This window comes from Paracoccus sp. TOH (assembly GCF_030388245.1).
Taxonomy (GTDB): domain Bacteria; phylum Pseudomonadota; class Alphaproteobacteria; order Rhodobacterales; family Rhodobacteraceae; genus Paracoccus; species Paracoccus simplex.
Window position 1 is genome coordinate 456,835 of record NZ_CP098362.1, and the last position, 16,978, is coordinate 473,812.

At 69.7% G+C, this 16,978-nt stretch carries 15 protein-coding genes; 7 read left to right on the forward strand and 8 right to left on the reverse strand.

The genetic code is table 11. From position 1 onward, the window contains the following. Positions 1-524: 524 nt before the first annotated feature. From rnk to NBE95_RS19215, 5 genes are all read left to right on the forward strand, one after another. Complete coding sequence (gene rnk / locus NBE95_RS19195) at positions 525-938, forward strand: nucleoside diphosphate kinase regulator (protein ID WP_289896060.1); 414 nt, start codon at positions 525-527, stop codon at positions 936-938. Positions 939-1,169: 231 nt separating this feature from the next. Continuing rightward, positions 1,170-1,892 (forward strand): hypothetical protein, encoded by a 723-nt coding sequence (locus NBE95_RS19200; protein WP_289896061.1) that lies wholly within the window; start codon positions 1,170-1,172, stop codon positions 1,890-1,892. A gap of 134 nt (positions 1,893-2,026) precedes the next feature. After that, a complete protein-coding gene (locus NBE95_RS19205) occupies positions 2,027-3,097 on the forward strand; it encodes an HlyD family efflux transporter periplasmic adaptor subunit (protein WP_289896062.1) in 1,071 nt (356 codons plus the stop codon). Further along, positions 3,094-5,832, forward strand: coding sequence for a ribosome-associated ATPase/putative transporter RbbA (gene rbbA, locus NBE95_RS19210; RefSeq protein WP_289896063.1), 2,739 nt, complete (start codon positions 3,094-3,096; stop codon positions 5,830-5,832). Before NBE95_RS19205 ends, rbbA begins: the two co-directional genes overlap by 4 nt. Next, positions 5,829-6,941, forward strand: coding sequence for an ABC transporter permease (locus tag NBE95_RS19215; protein ID WP_289896064.1), 1,113 nt, complete (start codon positions 5,829-5,831; stop codon positions 6,939-6,941). Before rbbA ends, NBE95_RS19215 begins: the two co-directional genes overlap by 4 nt. A 22-nt stretch (positions 6,942-6,963) precedes the next feature. Here the strand turns inward: NBE95_RS19215 and NBE95_RS19220 are convergent, their stop codons facing one another. Next, complete coding sequence (locus tag NBE95_RS19220; protein ID WP_289896065.1) at positions 6,964-7,566, reverse strand: YdeI/OmpD-associated family protein; 603 nt, start codon at positions 7,564-7,566, stop codon at positions 6,964-6,966. Between the two features lie 155 nt (positions 7,567-7,721). Here NBE95_RS19220 and NBE95_RS19225 point away from each other — a divergent pair, with 155 nt between their 5' ends. Beyond that, on the forward strand, positions 7,722-7,931 hold the full coding sequence (locus NBE95_RS19225) for a DUF2945 domain-containing protein (RefSeq protein ID WP_289896066.1): 210 nt from the start codon (positions 7,722-7,724) through the stop codon (positions 7,929-7,931). Positions 7,932-8,002: 71 nt separating this feature from the next. Here NBE95_RS19225 and NBE95_RS19230 read toward each other — a convergent pair whose 3' ends face one another. Genes NBE95_RS19230 through NBE95_RS19250 form a run of 5 tightly spaced genes read right to left on the reverse strand, consistent with a single transcriptional unit; the run spans position 8,003 to position 13,671 of the window. Then, positions 8,003-8,938: an ABC transporter substrate-binding protein gene (locus NBE95_RS19230; RefSeq protein ID WP_289896067.1), complete on the reverse strand. Its 936-nt coding sequence runs from the start codon at positions 8,936-8,938 to the stop codon at positions 8,003-8,005. A 27-nt stretch (positions 8,939-8,965) separates the two neighbouring features. Then, a complete protein-coding gene (locus tag NBE95_RS19235; RefSeq protein ID WP_289896068.1) occupies positions 8,966-9,973 on the reverse strand; it encodes an ABC transporter permease in 1,008 nt (335 codons plus the stop codon). Then, complete coding sequence (locus NBE95_RS19240; RefSeq protein WP_289896069.1) at positions 9,970-11,475, reverse strand: sugar ABC transporter ATP-binding protein; 1,506 nt, start codon at positions 11,473-11,475, stop codon at positions 9,970-9,972. Before NBE95_RS19240 ends, NBE95_RS19235 begins: the two co-directional genes overlap by 4 nt. Next, entirely contained in the window at positions 11,472-12,611 is a 1,140-nt protein-coding gene (locus tag NBE95_RS19245; protein WP_289896070.1) for a Gfo/Idh/MocA family oxidoreductase, read from the reverse strand. The genes NBE95_RS19240 and NBE95_RS19245 overlap by 4 nt, the downstream gene beginning before the upstream one ends. Before the next feature lies 1 nt (position 12,612). Then, the gene (locus NBE95_RS19250; protein WP_289896071.1) at positions 12,613-13,671 is read right to left on the reverse strand and encodes a sugar phosphate isomerase/epimerase; all 1,059 of its coding nucleotides are present in this window, start codon (positions 13,669-13,671) and stop codon (positions 12,613-12,615) included. Positions 13,672-13,806: 135 nt separating this feature from the next. Between NBE95_RS19250 and NBE95_RS19255 the strand changes: the two genes are divergently transcribed. Beyond that, the gene (locus NBE95_RS19255) at positions 13,807-14,826 is read left to right on the forward strand and encodes a LacI family DNA-binding transcriptional regulator (protein WP_289896072.1); all 1,020 of its coding nucleotides are present in this window, start codon (positions 13,807-13,809) and stop codon (positions 14,824-14,826) included. A 62-nt stretch (positions 14,827-14,888) separates the two neighbouring features. Here NBE95_RS19255 and NBE95_RS19260 read toward each other — a convergent pair whose 3' ends face one another. Then, positions 14,889-15,626: a calcium-binding protein gene (locus NBE95_RS19260; RefSeq protein ID WP_289896073.1), complete on the reverse strand. Its 738-nt coding sequence runs from the start codon at positions 15,624-15,626 to the stop codon at positions 14,889-14,891. A 108-nt stretch (positions 15,627-15,734) separates the two neighbouring features. After that, entirely contained in the window at positions 15,735-16,904 is a 1,170-nt protein-coding gene (locus tag NBE95_RS19265; protein WP_289896074.1) for a glycerate kinase, read from the reverse strand. Positions 16,905-16,978: the final 74 nt, after the last annotated feature.

Here is a 16,978-nt window from a genome sequence, read left to right on the forward strand (position 1 = left end):
GTTTCGCTCTCCCCTTGCCGGGCCCCCTTCATGAAAAGGCTGCGGCCGGGCAGAGGTTCCCAAAAACTCGCGCCGTCTCTTTCGCCGGTTTCCGGGCGCCGGCCTGCGGGGTCTGGGTCTGGGCCGCGGTCAGGCCCCGCGTGGCCGGCCGATCCGCGGGGGACGGCCTGGTGTTCATCCTTTCTCCCCTGGCTCCTCCGCGCGGCCGGGGCGGGCCGACCCTGCCGCCGGGCCGGATGCTCCAGCTTTTGCCGCGCGTCGGACCCATGGCGGTGTCGGGATGCGCGGGCATGGACGCCGCCCTCGACTCGTCCCGTCCCGACGGCTAGACTGCCGCCATGACCAGTTGCTTCCCCCCGCGCAGGAGCCGGTGCCATACCGGTGTGCTGCTGACGCGCCTTCTGCCCCGGGCAGAGGCGTTGCCGCGCTGACCTCGCGCCCGGGGTTCCCCCATCCAGCCCCCCCTTGCCCGAACGGCCGCATTCCGGCCGGGGCGCCGCATGAGATTGCCTGAAGGAGCCGACATGGCCAAAACATCGCGACCGCCGGTCATCATCGCCAGCGAAACGCTCGACCGGCTGGAACGCCTTGCCGAGGCGGCAATGGCGCGCAACCCCGAGCTTGCCGACCGGCTGCTGACCGAACTGGCCCGCGCCCGCACCCTGCCGCAGGCGCGGATGCCCGAGGACGCGGCCGGCATCGGCAGCGCCGTCACCTTTCGCGACGAAAGCACCGGGCGCGAGCAGACGGTGGTGCTGGCATGGCCCGAGGATGCCGACATCGCCGCCGGCCGCGCCTCGGTGCTGACGCCCATCGGGGTGGCGCTGATCGGGCTGCGCACCGGCGCGCGCTTCACCTGGGACACCCGCGCGGGCGAAACGCGCGAGTTGACGGTGCTGGCCGTCGATCCGGCCGCGCCGGCAAGCCCCGCCGCGTGACGGAGCCGGCAGGATGCGACGGAACCCCAGGTTTTCGCTTCCGGACCACGGCCCCGCGCCGCGGCCGGCGCTGCCGCATCCTTCGGCGATCTTTCCCCTGCTGATCGGTTTCAGGGCCAACAATGTGCCGGGGTTGTCCGCGCGCTGACGCCGGGCAACCCGAGGCCATCTTCCGAAACCGTCACGCAATCGCCGGGCGGCCGTCGGCCGGCCCGCTGTCAGGGAACGATCATGCCCCTCTGGAATACTCTGGCCCGCGCCGCGACGGCGGCGGGCGACGAAATCCTGCTGCGCCAACGCGGCGCCCTTTACGAGATCCGCTTCAACGGGCTGGAGCTGATGTCGAATCTCAACCACCAGTCCGAGACCGTGCTGGCCGAGCGCAGCCTGCGCCTGCATGGCCGCCCCGAGGCGCGCGTGCTGATCGGCGGGCTGGGCATGGGCTTCACCCTGCGCGCCGCGCTGGAGCTGCTCGGGCCGGCGGCGCGGGTCACGGTCTGCGAGCTGATCCCCGAGGTCGCCGCCTGGAACCGCGATCGCATCGGCCATCTGGCCGGCGATCCGCTGCGCGATCCGCGCGTCGATCTGCGGGTCGCGGATGTGATGGAGGTGCTGCTGGAGCATCGCGCCGGTTTCGACGTGATCCTGATGGACACCGACAACGGCCCGGATTTCACCGTGCGGCCGGCGAATGGCCGGCTTTACGGCGATGGCGGCCTTGCGGTGTTGCGCCGGGCGCTGCGGCCCGATGGCCTCGCCGCCTTCTGGTCCGCCACCGCCTCGGAGCCGTTCGAGCGGGTGCTGGACGCCCAGCCCTGGCATTGGCGGCGCGACGACATCCAGCTGATCGGCGGCCGGGTGGATGCCTTCCACCACATCTACCTGGCCAGCGCCGTGCCGGAACGGGTGGGCGCGCGTCGGGCGGCGCCCGTGCCTGCGCTGGCCGCGCCCTGACCGCATAGGCGGGGCGCGCGGGTGCGCTGCCCCGCGGCATGCGGCATTTTCGTCGCGGCGCCCCGCCGGCATGGCGGCTATGGTGGGGTGCTGCGCATCGATTCGCGCCGCCGTTCCCATCGCGGAGGTCGTCCATGGCAAGCAAGGCAGGATCCTGGTGGGGCATCGCCGCCGCGGCGGCGGTGCTGGCCGTCATCGGCTGGCTGGCCTGGCAGGGCTTCGCGCGCGAGGATCGGCTGGTCGGCATCGCCTCGGGCAACGGCCGGATCGAGGCGACCGAGATCGACATCTCGGCCCTGTCCGCCGGGCGCATCGCCCGCATCCATGCTGCCGAGGGCCAGGTGGTGCGCAAGGGCGAAATGCTGGTGCAGATGGACACGCTGCAGCTCGACGCGCAGAAGCGCCAGGCCGAGGCGCAGTTGCGCCGCGCCCGCATCGGGGTCGAGACCGCGCAGAGCCTGGTGACCCAGGCCGAGGCGCAGCACCGGGCGGCCGAGGCTGCGGTCGAGCAGGCGCGGGCGGCGGCGGATGCGGCCTCGGGCCGGCTGGCGCGCACCGAAAGCCTGGCGCGCAGCAATGTCGCTTCGCAGCAGGCGCTGGACGACGTGCGGGCCTCGGGGCGCGAGACGCAGGCGGCGCTGGCCTCGGCCGAGGCCAATCTGGCCGCCGCCGAGGCCGGGATCGGCACCGCCCGCGCCCAGGTCGTCGATGCCGAGGCGGCGGTGGACGCGGCCCGGGCGGCGATCGAGGCCATCGAGGTGCAGATCGGCGACGCCACCCTGGAATCGCCGCGCGACGGCCGCGTGCAATACCTGATCGCGCAAGAGGGCGAGATCGTCGCCGCGGGCGGGCGCATCCTGAACCTGATTGATCTGGAGGATGTCTACATGACCTTCTTCCTGCCCACCTCGCAGGCCGGTCGCGTCGAGGTCGGGGCCGAGGCGCGGCTGGTCATGGACGCCGCCCCGCAATCCGTGATTCCGGCGCGCATCTCGTACGTCGCGGATGTGGCGCAGTTCACGCCCAAGACCGTCGAGACCGCCGAGGAGCGCGAAAAGCTGATGTTCCGCGTCCGCGCCCAGGTCGATCCGGGGCTGCTGCGCAAATACAGCAATTACGTCAAGACCGGCCTGCCCGGCACCGCCTATCTCCGCATCGACGCCGAGGCGGGCTGGCCCGACAGCCTGTCCAACCTTGTGGAATGACCGCCCTGCCCGACCCTGCCGACGGCCCGCCGGTCGCCGAGATCGCCGGCGTCTCGCTGCGCTATCGCCAGGCGGTGGCGCTGGACGGGGTGACGCTGGCCATTCCCGCCGGCCGCATGGTCGGGCTGATCGGGCCGGACGGGGTCGGCAAGTCCAGCCTGCTGTCGCTGGTCGCCGGGGCGCGGGTGATCCAGCAGGGGCAGGTCCGGGTGCTGGGCGGCGACATGGCCGACGGCCGCCACCGCGCCCGTCTCTGCCCGCGCATCGCCTATATGCCGCAGGGGCTGGGCCGGAACCTTTATCCCACGCTTTCGGTGGCCGAGAACCTGGATTTCTTCGGCCGGCTTTTCGGCCACGGCCCGGCCGAGCGCGCGCGCCGCATCGACACGCTGCTGGCCGCGACCGGCATGTCGCCGTTTCGCGACCGCCCCGCTGCCAAGCTCTCGGGCGGGATGAAGCAGAAGCTGGGCCTGTGCTGCGCGCTGATCCACGACCCGGACCTGCTGATCCTGGACGAGCCGACCACCGGCGTCGACCCGCTGTCCCGCCGCCAGTTCTGGGAGCTGATCGGCCGCATCCGCCGCGACCGCCCGGGCATGAGCGTGATCGTCGCCACCGCCTATATGGAGGAAGCCGCCGGTTTCGACTGGCTGGTGGCGATGGATGCGGGCCGGGTGCTGGCCACCGGCAGCCCGGCCGAGCTGCTGGAGCGCACGGGGGCCGAGGATCTCGACCGCGCCTTCATCGCGCTGTTGCCCGACAGCGAAAGGCGGGGGCATGAGCCGGTCCGGATCCCGCCGCGCCGGGCCGACGACGGCGAGACCGCCATCGAGGCGCGGCACCTGACCATGCGCTTCGGCGATTTCACCGCCGTCGATGACGTCAGTTTCCGCATCGGCAAGGGCGAGATCTTCGGCTTTCTCGGCTCGAACGGCTGCGGCAAGACCACGACGATGAAGATGCTGACCGGCCTTCTGCAGCCCAGCGAGGGCACGGCGCAGCTGTTCGGAATGGAGGTCGATCCGTCCGACATGGCGGTGCGGCGCCGGGTCGGCTTCATGAGCCAGTCCTTCTCGCTTTATGCCGAGCTGACGGTGCGGCAGAACCTCGACCTGCACGCACGGCTGTTCGGCATGGCGGCCGGGGCGATCCCGGATCGTGCCCGGCAGATGATCGAGCGGTTCGGGCTGGCGGGCGTCGCGGACGAATTGCCCGACGCCCTGCCCCTGGGCATCCGTCAGTGCCTGTCTCTGGCCGTGGCGATGATCCACGGTCCCGAGATCCTGATCCTGGACGAGCCGACCTCGGGCGTCGATCCGGTGGCCCGCGACGCCTTCTGGCGCGTCCTGGGCGAGCTGTCGCGCCAGGACGGGGTGACGATCTTCGTCTCGACCCATTTCATGAACGAGGCCGAGTGGTGCGACCGCATCTCGCTGATGCATGCCGGCCGGGTGCTGGTCAGCGACACGGCCGGGGCGATCAAGCGGGTCAAGGGCGCGGCGACGCTGGACGACGCCTTCGTCGCCTATCTGCAGGAGGCGATCGGCGACGAGCCCGCGCCCGCCCCGCTTGCCGATGCGGCCGAGACGGCGGCCCCGACCGGTGGCTGGTTCAGCCTGCGGCGGATGCTCAGCTATTCCCGGCTGGAATCGCTGCAACTCGGGCGCGATCCGATCCGGCTGACGCTGGCGCTGGTCGGCAGCCTGATCCTGATGTTCGTCATCGGCTACGGCATCAACATGGATGTCGAGGATCTGAGCTTCGCCGTGCTCGACCGCGACCAGACCGCGACCTCGCGCGACTATGTTCTGGACATCGCCGGCTCGCGCTATTTCACCGAAACCGAGCCGCTGGCAGATTACGACCAGATGGACGCGCGGATGCGCAGCGGCAACTTGGCACTGGCCATCGAGATCCCATCCGGCTTCGCCCGCGACCTGGCGCGGGGCGGCGCGGTGCAGGTCGGCGCCTGGATCGACGGCGCCAACCCGACACGGGCCGAGACGGTGCGTGGCTATGTGCAGGGCATGCATGCCGACTGGATCATGCGCAAGACCCGCGAGGCGCAGGGCGATGCCGCCGTGCAGGGCAGTTTCGAGCTGGTGACGCGGTTCCGCTATAACCCGGACGTGAAAAGCCTGGTCGCCATGGTGCCGGCGGTGATCCCGCTGCTTCTGCTGCTGATCCCGGCGGTGCTGACCACGCTCAGCGTGGTGCGCGAGAAGGAGCTGGGCTCGATCATCAATTTCTACGTCACGCCCGTCACCCGGTTGGAATTCCTGATCGGCAAGCAGCTGCCCTATGTGGCGCTGGCGATGCTGAACTTCGGGCTGATGACGGCTTTCGCGGTCTTCGCCTTCCGGGTGCCGCTGACCGGCAGCTTGCCGGCGCTGGCGCTGGCGGCGGCGCTGTACGTCACCGCCACCACGGCGATGGGGCTGCTGATTTCGTCCTTCATGCGCAGCCAGGCGGCGGCGCTGTTCGCGACCGTGCTGCTGACCATGATTCCCGGCGCGCAATTTTCGGGGCTGCTGGACCCGGTCTCCTCGCTGCAGGGCGTCGGCCGCGCCATCGGCGAGGTCTATCCGACCGCGCATTTCATCACCGCCTCGCGCGGGGCCTTTTCCAAAGGGCTGGGTTTCGGCGACCTGGGCATGGCCTTCGCGGCGCTGGCGGCGGCGGGGCCGCTGATCCTGGGGCTGAGCGCGCTGTTGCTGAGGAAACAGGCGAAATGAGGCTGCGCAACGTCTGGAACCTGGGCATCAAGGAGCTGCGCGGGCTGTGGCGCGACCCGGCCATGCTGCTGCTCATCGTCTATGCCTTCTCGCTGTCGATCTATACCGAGTCGAAGGCGATGCCGGAAAGCCTGTCCAACGCCGCCATCGCCGTGGTGGACGAGGACCGCTCGGCCCTGTCCGGGCGCATCATCGGCGCCTTTGCCCCGCCCTATTTCGGCACGCCGCGCCTGATAACCACCACCGAGATGGACCGCCGCATGGATAAGGGGCTGGACACTTTCGCGCTGGACATCCCGCCCGATTTCCAGCGCGATCTGCTGGCCGGCCGCCATCCGGCGATCCAGCTGAACGTCGACGCCACCCGCATGAGCCAGGCCTTCACCGGCAGCGGCTATGTCCAGCGGATCGTCGGCGCCGAGGTGGCCGAGTTCCTGGCCGGCCACCGCGCGGAAACCGCCCCGCCGGTCGAGCTGGCGCTGCGGGCGCGCTACAATCCGGCGCTGGACGCAGGCTGGTTCGGCGCGATCAACAGCGTCATCGACGCCGTGACCATGCTGTCGATCATCCTGACCGGCGCCGCGCTGATCCGCGAAAAGGAACATGGCACCGTCGAGCACCTGCTGGTCATGCCGGTGACGGCGGCCGAGATCATGCTGTCCAAGATCTGGTCCATGGGCCTGGTGGTGCTGCTGGCGTCCAGCTTTGCGATCACCGTGGTGGTGCAGATGGCCTTGCAGGTGCCGGTGGCGGGCTCGGTGCCGCTGTTCGTCGCCGCGGCGGCGCTGATGCTGTTCGCCACCACCTCGATGGGCATCTTCCTGGCCACGGTGGCCGGGTCGATGCCGCAATTCGGCCTGCTGCTGATGCTGGTGCTGTTCCCGCTGCAGGTGCTGTCCGGCGGCATGACCCCGCGCGAGAACATGCCCGACATCATCCAGGCGCTGATGGCGCTGGCGCCCAACACGCATTTCGTCATCCTGTCGCAGGGCATCCTGTTCCGCGGCGCCGGGCTGGGGGTGGTCTGGCCTCAGCTTCTGGCGCTGGCGGTGATCGGCAGCGCGCTGTTCTGGCTGGCGCTGCGGCAGTTCCGCCGCTTCCTTGCCTGAAAGCGGGCTTGCCGGAAACGCCTCAGCGGTCCTGCATCCCCTTGCCGGCCAGGATGCGCGGCGCGGCCTTTTCGATGCGCGCGGCCCGGGTCGCCGATTGCTTGGCCTGCGAGAAATGCAGCACCCAGCCGCGCCTGCGGCCCGGCGTCAGCGCCTCGAACGCCGCCTTGAACCCGGAATCGCCGTCCAGCCGCTGGACCAGTTCCTCGGGATAGTCCAGGTCGTCCTTGGGGAAATCGACCTTCAGCCCGGCCTTCTCGATCTCGATGGCCTCGTCGATATAGGCGCGCAGCACCGGCGCCAGCTTCCTGACCCGCGCCGGATCGGTGAAGTCGATGGTGCGGGACGAGCGCGAGTTCTCGCCCGGCGGCTCCAGGACGCCCTCGGGATCCTTCAGCAGCACGCCCTTGAAGAAGCCCAGCGTCGCGCGGTCCTTGAAGCCCCAGATGATCGCGACATTGTGGCCGTCCCAGGTATAGACCGGCGAACGCCACTTGAATTCCTCGGTCAGCGGGCTGGCCAGAAGGATCGCCCGCAGGGCCTCCAGCTCCTGGCGCCAGTCGGTGAGTTCATCGAACAGCGCATCGACCTCGGGGTGCCTGGCGGCGGTCTGCTTGTCGGGCATCGTCGGCTTTGCCTTGCTGGTCCGGTCGGCGGCGATTGTGGCGCGGTTCGGTCCGGCTGTCGAGGGGGTGGGGCACCCCGCCCACGGGCCGGGGCGACGGCGCCGGCGGACTGGGCTATGATGGCTGCCGATGCAACCAACCAGGAGAGCGGAAGATGTCCAGGAAATTCGCGATCGGCGATCATGTCCGCTGGAATTCCGAGGCCGGCCGCGTCTCGGGCACCATCATCGCCATCCATACCAGCGATTTCGACTACAAGGGGTACCGGCACCGCGCCTCTGAGGACGACCCGCAATACGAGATCAAGAGCGACAAGACCGATCACATCGCCGCCCACAAGGGCAGCGCGCTGGATCCTGCCTGAACACGCCAGCGGCAAAGGCCGCGGCCTGAAACCGGCGGCGCGACACGGCCGCGCCGCCCGGGGTCAGCCGATCAATAAGGGCTGTCCTCGAAATAGAACTTATCGGCGTTCTCGGGGGTGATGAGCTCCGAGGTCAGGATGAACTCGCCGCTCATCGGCGCCGCGCCGGTCAGGCCAAGCGCGGTCATCTCGATCGCGGTCGAGATCATCGAGGGCGGATAGGTCACGTTCACTGGCACCGCCTTGTCGCCATTGCGGATGCGGTCGACCATCTCCTTCATGCCGGCGCCGCCGACGACGATCATCTCGCCCTCGCGCCCGGCCTGCTCGATGGCGGCCAGCGCGCCGACCGCCTGGTCGTCGTCGGCCGCCCAGACCGCGTCGATTTCCGGGAAGCGCGACAGGTAGTCCTGCATCAGGTTGAAGGCGTTGTCGCGGTTCCAGTTGGCGTGATCCATCGCCAGCACCTCGATGCCCGAACCCTCCAGCGCCGCCTGGAAGCCCGCCACCCGCTCGTTGTCCACGGTCGAGGCGATGCCGCGCATCACCACCACCTTGGCGCCGTCCTCCAGCGTGTCGGCGAAATACTTGCCGGCGGTGCGGCCGAAACTGTCATTGTCGCCGGCGACATACAGGTTCTCGATGCCCTCCTGGCTCAGGCCGCGGTCCACCACCGTCACCCAGACGCCGCTTTCGGCGATGCGCTGCACCGGCGCGGTCAGCGGCTCGGATTCGAAGGGCAGCACCACCAGCGCGTCGATGTTGCGCGTGGCCACCATGTCCTCGAGGTCCGAGACCTGCTGGCCCGGGTCCGAGGTGGTGGTCAGCACGAAGTCGAGGTCGGGATTGGCGGCCTTGAGCCGCTCGACCGTGCGCTCGGCATGGAAGTTCAGCGCCCCCGCCCAGCCATGCGTCGCGGCCGGGATCGAGATGCCGATGGTCTCGGCCAGCGCCGGCCCGGCGCACAGGCCGATCAGCGCCGTGGTGGCGATCAGGGTTTTCTTCATGATGGTTATCCCTCCCTCAGGTTAAGTTCAGCGGGCCGCGCCGGTATTGCGCTGCAGCACGACCGCAAGGATGATGACGACGCCCTGGATGGCCCCGTTCAGATAGGGGCTGACGAAATCGGTCAGGTTCAGCAGGTTGCCGATCAGCGACAGGATCAGCACGCCGACCACCGTGCCCCAGACCCGGCCGAAGCCGCCCTTCAGCAATGTGCCGCCGATGATGACCGCGGCGATGGCCTCCAGTTCCCACAACAGGCCGGTGGTGGCCGAGGCCGAGCCGAGCCGCGGCACATACATCACCACCGCGATGCCGACCAGCAGGCCCAGGATCGCATAGGTGGCGAGCTTCACCCGCGCCACCGCGACCGAGGAATAGCGCGCCACCTTCTCGTTCGAGCCGATGGCGGCGCAATGCCGGCCGAAGGCGGTGTGGCGCATCACCACCTCGCCCAGCACCGCCAGCAGGGCGAAGACGATGATCGGCCAGCTGATGCCGAACAGCCCGCCGTAATAGACCGGGCGGTAAAGCTCGCGCAGCTGATAGCCCAGCGACAGCGTGCCGCCATCGGCCAGCCAGGTGACCAGGCTGCGATAGATGCCCATGGTGCCCAGCGTCAGGATGAAGGCCTCGATCCCCGCCCGGGTGATCAGGACGCCGTTGATGAACCCGGCCGCCAGCCCGGCCAGCAGCGCCAGCGCGACGCCCAGCAGCAGCACCGCCAGCCCGTCGCCCATGCTGCCGGCCAGCAGGTTCATCACCAGGATCATCAGCCCGGCGACGAAGGCCGCCATCGAGCCCACCGACAGGTCGAGCCCGCCCGCCGTGATCACGAAGGTCATGCCGATGGCGATGATGCCGATGAAGGCCGAACGCGCCAGCACGTTGGTGATGTTGGCATAGCTGAGGAAATTCGGGTTCAACGCCATGCCGATCAGCACCAGCACCACCAGCGCCACCAGCGGGCCGATGACCCGCAGGTCCGGTCGGCGGGCGCCCCTCGCCCGGTTTTTCGTGATGCTGGCGGTGCCGCTCATGCCGCATTGTCCTTTGCTGTCTGCTCCATGCCCATCGCCAGGCGGACGATGCCGCCTTCGGTCACCGCCTCGCCGGCCAGCTCGCCCGCCTTGCGGCCGGCATGCATGACCACCACCCGGCTGGCGAGGCCGATGAGTTCCGGCATCTCGGACGAGATGACGATGATGCTGCGGCCCTCGGCCGCCAGCCCGGCGATCAGGCCGTAGATCTGCTGCTTGGTGCCGATGTCGATGCCGCGCGTCGGCTCGTCGATGATGATGACGTCCGGGTCGCTCAGCAGGGTCTTGGCCAGCAGCAGTTTCTGCTGGTTGCCGCCCGACAGGTTGCCCACCGCCATGCCGCGTTCCGGGGCGCGGATGGCGAAATCGGCGATGGCGCGGTCCAGCGCCGCCTCTTCGCGCCTGCGGTCGATCAGCGGCCAGCCGAAGCGTTCCAGCAAGGGCAGGGTCAGGTTCTCGCGCAGGGATTTTTCCAGCAGCAGGCCGGCGCCCTTGCGGTCCTCGGTCAGGTAGACCAGCCCGGCCCGCATCGCCTCGGCCACGCGCTCGGGCGCCAGCTCGCGGCCCTTCAGCCGCACCGTGCCGCTGCGCGGACGCAAGCCGGCAATGGCCTCGGCCAGCTCGGTCCGGCCCGAGCCGACCAGCCCGCCGATGCCCAGAACCTCGCCGCGGTGCAGGGTTAGGCCGACCCCCTCGACCAGGCCGGGCACGGCCAGATCCTCGACCTCCAGCACCGGCTCGGCGCCGCCGGCGGCCTTGGCGGGGTAAAGATCCGCAAGCTCGCGTCCGACCATGGCGGCGGCCATGTCGTCCTGGGTCAGGTTGGCGGCCAGATCGGATCGCACCATGGTCCCGTCGCGCAGCACCGTCACCCGGTCGGCGATGCGGCTGACCTCGCCCAGCTTGTGCGAGGTGTAAAGGATCGCCACGCCCTCGCCCCGCAACCGCTCGATCTGCTTGAACAGCACCTCGGTCTCGCGCTCGGTCAGCACGGCGGTCGGCTCGTCCATGATCAGCACCCGCGCCTGGCGCGACAGCGCCTTGGCGATCTCGACCATCTGCTTGTCGGGGACCGAGATGCGCCAGACCGGCTCGGCCGGATCGACGCGGCATTCCAGACCGGCCAGCAGCTCGGCGGTGCGGGCGCGCATGGCCTTGTGGTCCAGCAGCCAGCCCCGTTTCAGCTCGCGGCCCAGAAAGACGTTCTGGTCGACGGCAAGATGCTCGGCCAGGTTGAATTCCTGGTGGATCATGATGATGCCCAGATCCTCGGCCTGATCCGAGCCGGCAAAGCGGATCGGCTTTCCGTCCAGCAGCACCTCGCCCCCGGTCGGGTCGAGATAGCCCGAAAGAATCTTCATGGCGGTGGACTTGCCGGCGCCGTTCTCGCCGATCAGGGCATGGACCTCGCCGGGGTGCAGGGCGAAATCGACGCCGTGCAGCACCTCGATGGGGCCGAAGGACTTGGTCACGCCGCGCAGGGCCAGGATCGGGGCGGTCACGGCATCACCTCGACGAAGGCCGCGTCCCGGGCGTGCGAGCGCAGGCAGGCGTCGATGAAGCAAAGCCCCTCCAGCCCGTCCTCGATCCCCGGCAGCGCCAGATGCCCGGGCAGCGGCCGGCCGGCCTGCCGGGCGCGGATCGCCTCGGCCGCCTCGGCATAGAGATTGCCGAAACCCTCCAGATAGCCTTCGGGATGGCCGGGCGGCACGCGGCTGAGGCGGTCGAGCCCGGGCGCGGTGCCCGGCCCGGCGCGGCGCAGCTTCTGCGCCGGCTGGCCGAAGCGGGTGAACCACAGCGTCTCGGGCGTCTCATGTGCCCATTCCAGGCCGGCCTTGTCGCCGTAGACGCGCAGCTTCAGCCCGTTTTCGGTCCCCGGCGCCACCTGAGAAACCCACAGCATCCCCTTGGCACCGTTGGCATAACGCATCAGGACATGCGCATTGTCGTCCAGCCGGCGACCGGGCACGAAGCTGGACAGGTCGGCCGCGATGCGCTCGGGCCGCATGCCGGTGACGAAGCGTGCCAGTTGGAAGGCATGGGTGCCGATGTCGCCGATCACGCCGCCCGCCCCGGCCCGTGCCGGGTCGCCGCGCCATTCGGCCTGCTTGCTGCGGCTTTCCTCGGTCAGCCAGTCCTGCGCATATTCGACCTGCACCAGCCGCAGCCGGCCCAGGTCGCCGCGCGCGATCATGGCGCGGGCCTGACGGATCTGCGGATAGGCCGAGTAATTATGCGTCAGCACGAACAGCGCGTCCGAGCCGCGCGCCAGTTCGGCCAGCTCGCGGCCCTGCTCCAGCGTAGCGGTCATCGGCTTGTCGCAGATCACATGGATGCCCTGGGCCAGAAAGGCGCGGGCGACGGGGAAATGCAGGTGGTTCGGCGTGCAGATTGCCACCGCCTCGATCCCGTCCGGACGCGCCGCCTCGGCCCGCGCCATCTCGTGGAAATCGTCATAGCTGCGGGCGATCCCGGCCTCGGCGGCGCTGGCCGCCGCCTTTTCGGCGGTCGAGGACAGCGCGCCCGCCAGCAGCCGGAAGCGGTTGTCGAGCCGCGCCGCGATGCGGTGCACGTTGCCGATCATGGCGCCGGCGCCGCCGCCGACCATGCCCAGCCGGATGGGGACATGCTGCCGCATTTCAGCCCCCCAGCCCCAGCATCCGCAGGTTGGCGGCCCGGTCGGCGCCGCCATCGGCGAAATCGTCGAAGCTGCGGTCGGTGACGCGGATGATGTGGTCGCGCACGAAGGCCGCCCCTTCGCGCGCGCCGTCCTCGGGATGCTTCAGCGCGCATTCCCATTCCACCACCGCCCAGCCGTCGAAATCCATCGCGGCCAGCTTGGAGAAGATCGCCCTGAAATCGACCTGGCCGTCGCCGGGACTGCGGAAACGCCCCGCCCGGTTGAGCCAGGGCTGATAGCCGCCATAGACGCCCTGCCGGCCTGTCGGGTTGAACTCGGCATCCTTGATGTGGACCATGCCGATGCGTTCGGCATAGATGTCCAGATTGGCAAGGTAATCAAGCTGTTGCAGCAGATAATGCGAAGGATCGTAAAGCATCTTCGCCCGCGGGTGCTGGTCCACGCGGTCCAGGAACATCTCGAAGCTGGCGCCGTCGTGCAGATCCTCGCCGGGATGGATCTCGAAGCAGATGTCGACCCCGCGCGCATCGGCATGGTCGAGGATCGGCCGCCAGCGCGCCGCCAGCGCGTCGAAGGCCGCCTCGACCAGCCCCGCCGGGCGCTGCGGCCAAGGGTAGAAATAAGGCCAGGCCAGCGCGCCGGAAAAGGCCGCCATCCGGTCCAGGCCCAGATTGGCCGAGGCGTCGATGGTCTTGCGGACCTGATCCACCGCCCATTCCTGCCGCGCCGCCGGATTGCCGCGCAGCGCCGCCGGGGCGAAACCGTCGAAAGCCTCGTCGAAGGCCGGATGCACCGCGACCAGCTGGCCCTGGATATGGGCGGAAAGCTCGGTGATCTCGACCCCGTTCTGCGCCGCCCTGCCCCGCAACTCGTCGCAATAGTCGCGCGAGGACGCGGCCCGCTCCAGGTCGATCAGCGCCTCGGCCCCCGACGGCAGCTGCACCCCCAGAAAGCCGCAATCCGCAGCCCATGCGGTGATGCCGGCAAAGCTGTCGAACGGTGGCGCACTGCCGACGAACTGGGCCAGGAACAGCCCGGGCCCCTTGATTGTCCTCATCTTCCCCCCAGACGGATTCACTCGGGACCGACCATGATGTAATCGGTTTCAGATGAAGGTCTCACAAGATGAAATGGTTTACAACGGGGTTTTTTGCGCTATCCATCAGGGAAAATCGCGATTGCGCAGGACCGAGTGACCAGAACCGGCAGACCGCCCCGAATCCAGGATGTTGCAAGGCTTGCCGGGGTTTCGGCCGCCACGGTCAGCCGCGTGCTGTCGAATCCCGCCATCGTGGCCGAGACCACCCGCCTTGCGGTCGAGGAAGCCATCGCCGAAACCGGCTACACGCTGAATGTGACGGCGCGGAACCTGCGCCAGCAGCAGGTGGGTGGCGTGCTGGCGCTGGTTCCCAACCTGGCCAATCCGTTCTTTTCGCAAATCCTGTCGGGGATCGCCGAGGTGCTGCGCGGCAACGCGCTGAACCTGCTGGTGCTGGACACCACCGCGCGCGGCAGCGCCGGCCCCGAGGCGATCGGCGCCTATCTGACGCGGTCGCACTCGGACGGGGTGATCGTGCTGGACGGCAACCTGGATGCGGCGCTGTTCCGGCAAACCAGCTGCCCGCCGGTGGTGCAGGCCTGCGAATGGATCGGGGGGTTGTCGGCGCCAAGGGTGCTGGCCGACAATGCCGAGGGCGGGCGGCTGGCGATCCGGCACCTGACCGGGCTTGGCCATCGCCGCATCCTGCACCTGACCGGCCCCGAGGGGAATTCGCTGACCGTCTCGCGCCGTGCCGGGGTTCTTGCGGGGCTGGAGGCGGCGGGCGTGACGGCCGGTATCGCGCTGCCGGGGGATTTTTCGCTGCGCTCGGGCCATGCGGCGGCGCAGCGCATTCTGGCGCTGGCCGAGCCGCCGACGGCCATCTTCTGCGACAATGACGAAATGGCCATCGGCCTGATCAACGGGCTGGTGCAGGGCGGGTTGCGGGTGCCCGAGGACATCTCGGTGGTCGGTTTCGACAATATCGAGATGTCCGCCTATACCCTGCCGCCGCTGACCACGATCCGGCAGCACCGGGCGCGGCTGGGCCGCCATGCCGCCAACGCGCTCTTGGCGCTGATCGACGGCCAGCCCTGCCCCGAGGAGGAGATCCTGCCGGTCGAGCTGCTGGTCCGCGCCAGCACCGCCGCCCCGATGGCCGCCCCCGCCTGACCGACCTTCCATGACAAGGCGGCCGGCTGTGACGCCGGCCGCCCGTTTCGAGGAATCGCCGCTTACCAGTTGAAATCGTCGCCGCTAAGCTGGTTCATCCGGGTGTTTTCGATCACCAGCTGGTCGGCGCCGGCCCGGATCACCACGTTGTCGCCGACCTGCACCGCCGCGCCGCGGATATCCGCCCAGCTGTCGAACCGGGCATAGGCCGACAGGTCGATCACGTCGTCGTCGCGGTCGAAATCCGTCACCCGGTCGCGGCCGCCATTCCAGACGAAGACATCCGCGCCCTCGCCGCCGGTCATGGTGTCGTTGCCCAGGCCGCCGTTCAGCGTGTCGTTGCCCTCGTGGCCCCACATCCGGTCCGCGCCGGCTTCGCCGAAGATGCGATCGTCGCCCTCGCCGCCATAGACGATATCATTGCCGGCACCGGCGCGAACGGTGTCGTTGCCCTCGCCCGCCGCGATGGTGTCGCGGCCGACCCCGCTGACCGAGAGATCGTTACCCTCGCCCAGAGCGATCGAGTTGTTGCCGTGCCCGGCGCGCACCACGTCGTTGCCCGAGCCAGCGGCGATCACGTCATTGCCGCCGCCGGCGTCGATGACGTCGTTGCCTTCGCCGCCGAAGACGCGGTTATGGCCCTGGCCGGCATTGATGCGGTCGTTGCCCTCGCCGCCGTCGATGGTGTCGTTGCCCTGGTAGCCCAGGATGGTGTCGTCGCCGGACATGCCCCAGATGCGATCCGCAAGGCTGGTGCCGTTCAGGCGGTTGTCGTCGTCGTTGCCACGAATGTTGGCCATGGTTCTTCTCCGTCACTTTCGTTGCACCGGCATGGTGTGGAAACGGCCCCCGGGGGCCGTGCCCCGCACTCCGGCTGCCGGTTCGGCCGGGGCGGAATGGCGCGCGCCTCAGGCGCGGGCGCGGGTGGCCAGGCGCTCGCCGACCAACAGCATGCGCATGGCGTTCTCGGCCGCGGCGCGCAGCAGCTTGGCGCCTTGATCGATGGCCTTGTCCAGCGAGCAGGGCCGGCGCATGATCGAGGCATAGGCGCCGATGCCGTGTTCATAGGTCTGGCGGGCGCCCTTGCCGATGCTACCGGCCAGGGCGATGGTCGGGATGCCAAGCGCCTCGGCGCGGCGCGCCACCTCGCAGGGCACCTTGCCATAGGGGCTTTGCCCGTCCAGCGCGCCCTCGGCGGTGATGACCAGATCGGCGCGCGACAGCAGCCGGTCGAACTCGAGGTAATCCAGCATGATGTCGAAGCGCGGATGCAGCGTGGCGCCGGCCAGGCCCGCCAGCCCGGCCCCGAGCCCGCCCGAGGCGCCGGCGCCCGGCATCCCGGCCACGTCGCGGCCGGTCGCCGCCAGGATCGCGGCGGCATGGCGGGTCATGCCGCGGTCCAACTGCTCGACCTGTTCGGGCGTCGCGCCCTTTTGCGGGCCGAAGATCCGGGCCACGCCGCGCGGCCCCAACAGCATGTTGTGCCAGTTCACCGCCGCGTCGATCCGCACCCCGGCCAGCCGGGGATCGAGGCCGGTCACGTCGATGCGGTCCAGACGCTCCAGCGCGCCGCCGCCCTCGGGCAGCTCGCGCCCCTCGGCATCCAGCAGCCGGGCGCCGAGCGCCCGCACCATCCCGGCGCCGCCATCGTTGATGCCGCTGTCGCCGCAGCCGATCAGGATGCGCTCGACACCATGGTCCAGCGCCTGCAGGATCAGCTCGCCCACGCCGCGGCTGGTGGTCAGCGTCGGGTCGCGGCGGTCGCGGGGCACCAGCGACAGGCCGGCGGCGGCGGCCATCTCGATCACCGCGCTGCGCGGGCCGTTGCCGCCCATCAGGCCCCAGAAGCTGGCGACGGGCTCGCCCACCGGTCCGGTGACGGTGGTGGCGATCATCCGGCCGCCGGTGGCGGCGACCAGCGCCTCGGTGGTGCCCTCGCCGCCATCGACCATGGGGGCGGTCAGGATGGTGGCATGGGGCGCGGCCCGGCGCACGCCGCGGGCGATGGCGTCGGCCACATCCTTGACCGAGAGCGATTCCTTGAAGCCCGAGGGCGCAATCAGAACGGTCAGAGACATTTCGCATATCCTTTCCTGCTATCTGATGGGATTACGACCCCGGCCCCGGCCTTATTCCCGCCCGAGGCGAAAAA

Excerpts from the sequence above, each read along its gene's own strand:
- rnk (WP_289896060.1), top strand. The coding sequence starts at position 525 with ATGGCCAAAACATCGCGACCGCCGGTCATCATCGCCAGCGAAACGCTC.
- NBE95_RS19200 (WP_289896061.1), top strand. The coding sequence starts at position 1,170 with ATGCCCCTCTGGAATACTCTGGCCCGCGCCGCGACGGCGGCGGGCGAC.
- NBE95_RS19205 (WP_289896062.1), top strand. The coding sequence starts at position 2,027 with ATGGCAAGCAAGGCAGGATCCTGGTGGGGCATCGCCGCCGCGGCGGCG.
- rbbA (WP_289896063.1), top strand. The coding sequence starts at position 3,094 with ATGACCGCCCTGCCCGACCCTGCCGACGGCCCGCCGGTCGCCGAGATC.
- NBE95_RS19215 (WP_289896064.1), top strand. The coding sequence starts at position 5,829 with ATGAGGCTGCGCAACGTCTGGAACCTGGGCATCAAGGAGCTGCGCGGG.
- NBE95_RS19220 (WP_289896065.1), bottom strand. The coding sequence starts at position 7,566 with ATGCCCGACAAGCAGACCGCCGCCAGGCACCCCGAGGTCGATGCGCTG.
- NBE95_RS19225 (WP_289896066.1), top strand. The coding sequence starts at position 7,722 with ATGTCCAGGAAATTCGCGATCGGCGATCATGTCCGCTGGAATTCCGAG.
- NBE95_RS19230 (WP_289896067.1), bottom strand. The coding sequence starts at position 8,938 with ATGAAGAAAACCCTGATCGCCACCACGGCGCTGATCGGCCTGTGCGCC.
- NBE95_RS19235 (WP_289896068.1), bottom strand. The coding sequence starts at position 9,973 with ATGAGCGGCACCGCCAGCATCACGAAAAACCGGGCGAGGGGCGCCCGC.
- NBE95_RS19245 (WP_289896070.1), bottom strand. The coding sequence starts at position 12,611 with ATGCGGCAGCATGTCCCCATCCGGCTGGGCATGGTCGGCGGCGGCGCC.
- NBE95_RS19250 (WP_289896071.1), bottom strand. The coding sequence starts at position 13,671 with ATGAGGACAATCAAGGGGCCCGGGCTGTTCCTGGCCCAGTTCGTCGGC.
- NBE95_RS19260 (WP_289896073.1), bottom strand. The coding sequence starts at position 15,626 with ATGGCCAACATTCGTGGCAACGACGACGACAACCGCCTGAACGGCACC.
- NBE95_RS19265 (WP_289896074.1), bottom strand. The coding sequence starts at position 16,904 with ATGTCTCTGACCGTTCTGATTGCGCCCTCGGGCTTCAAGGAATCGCTC.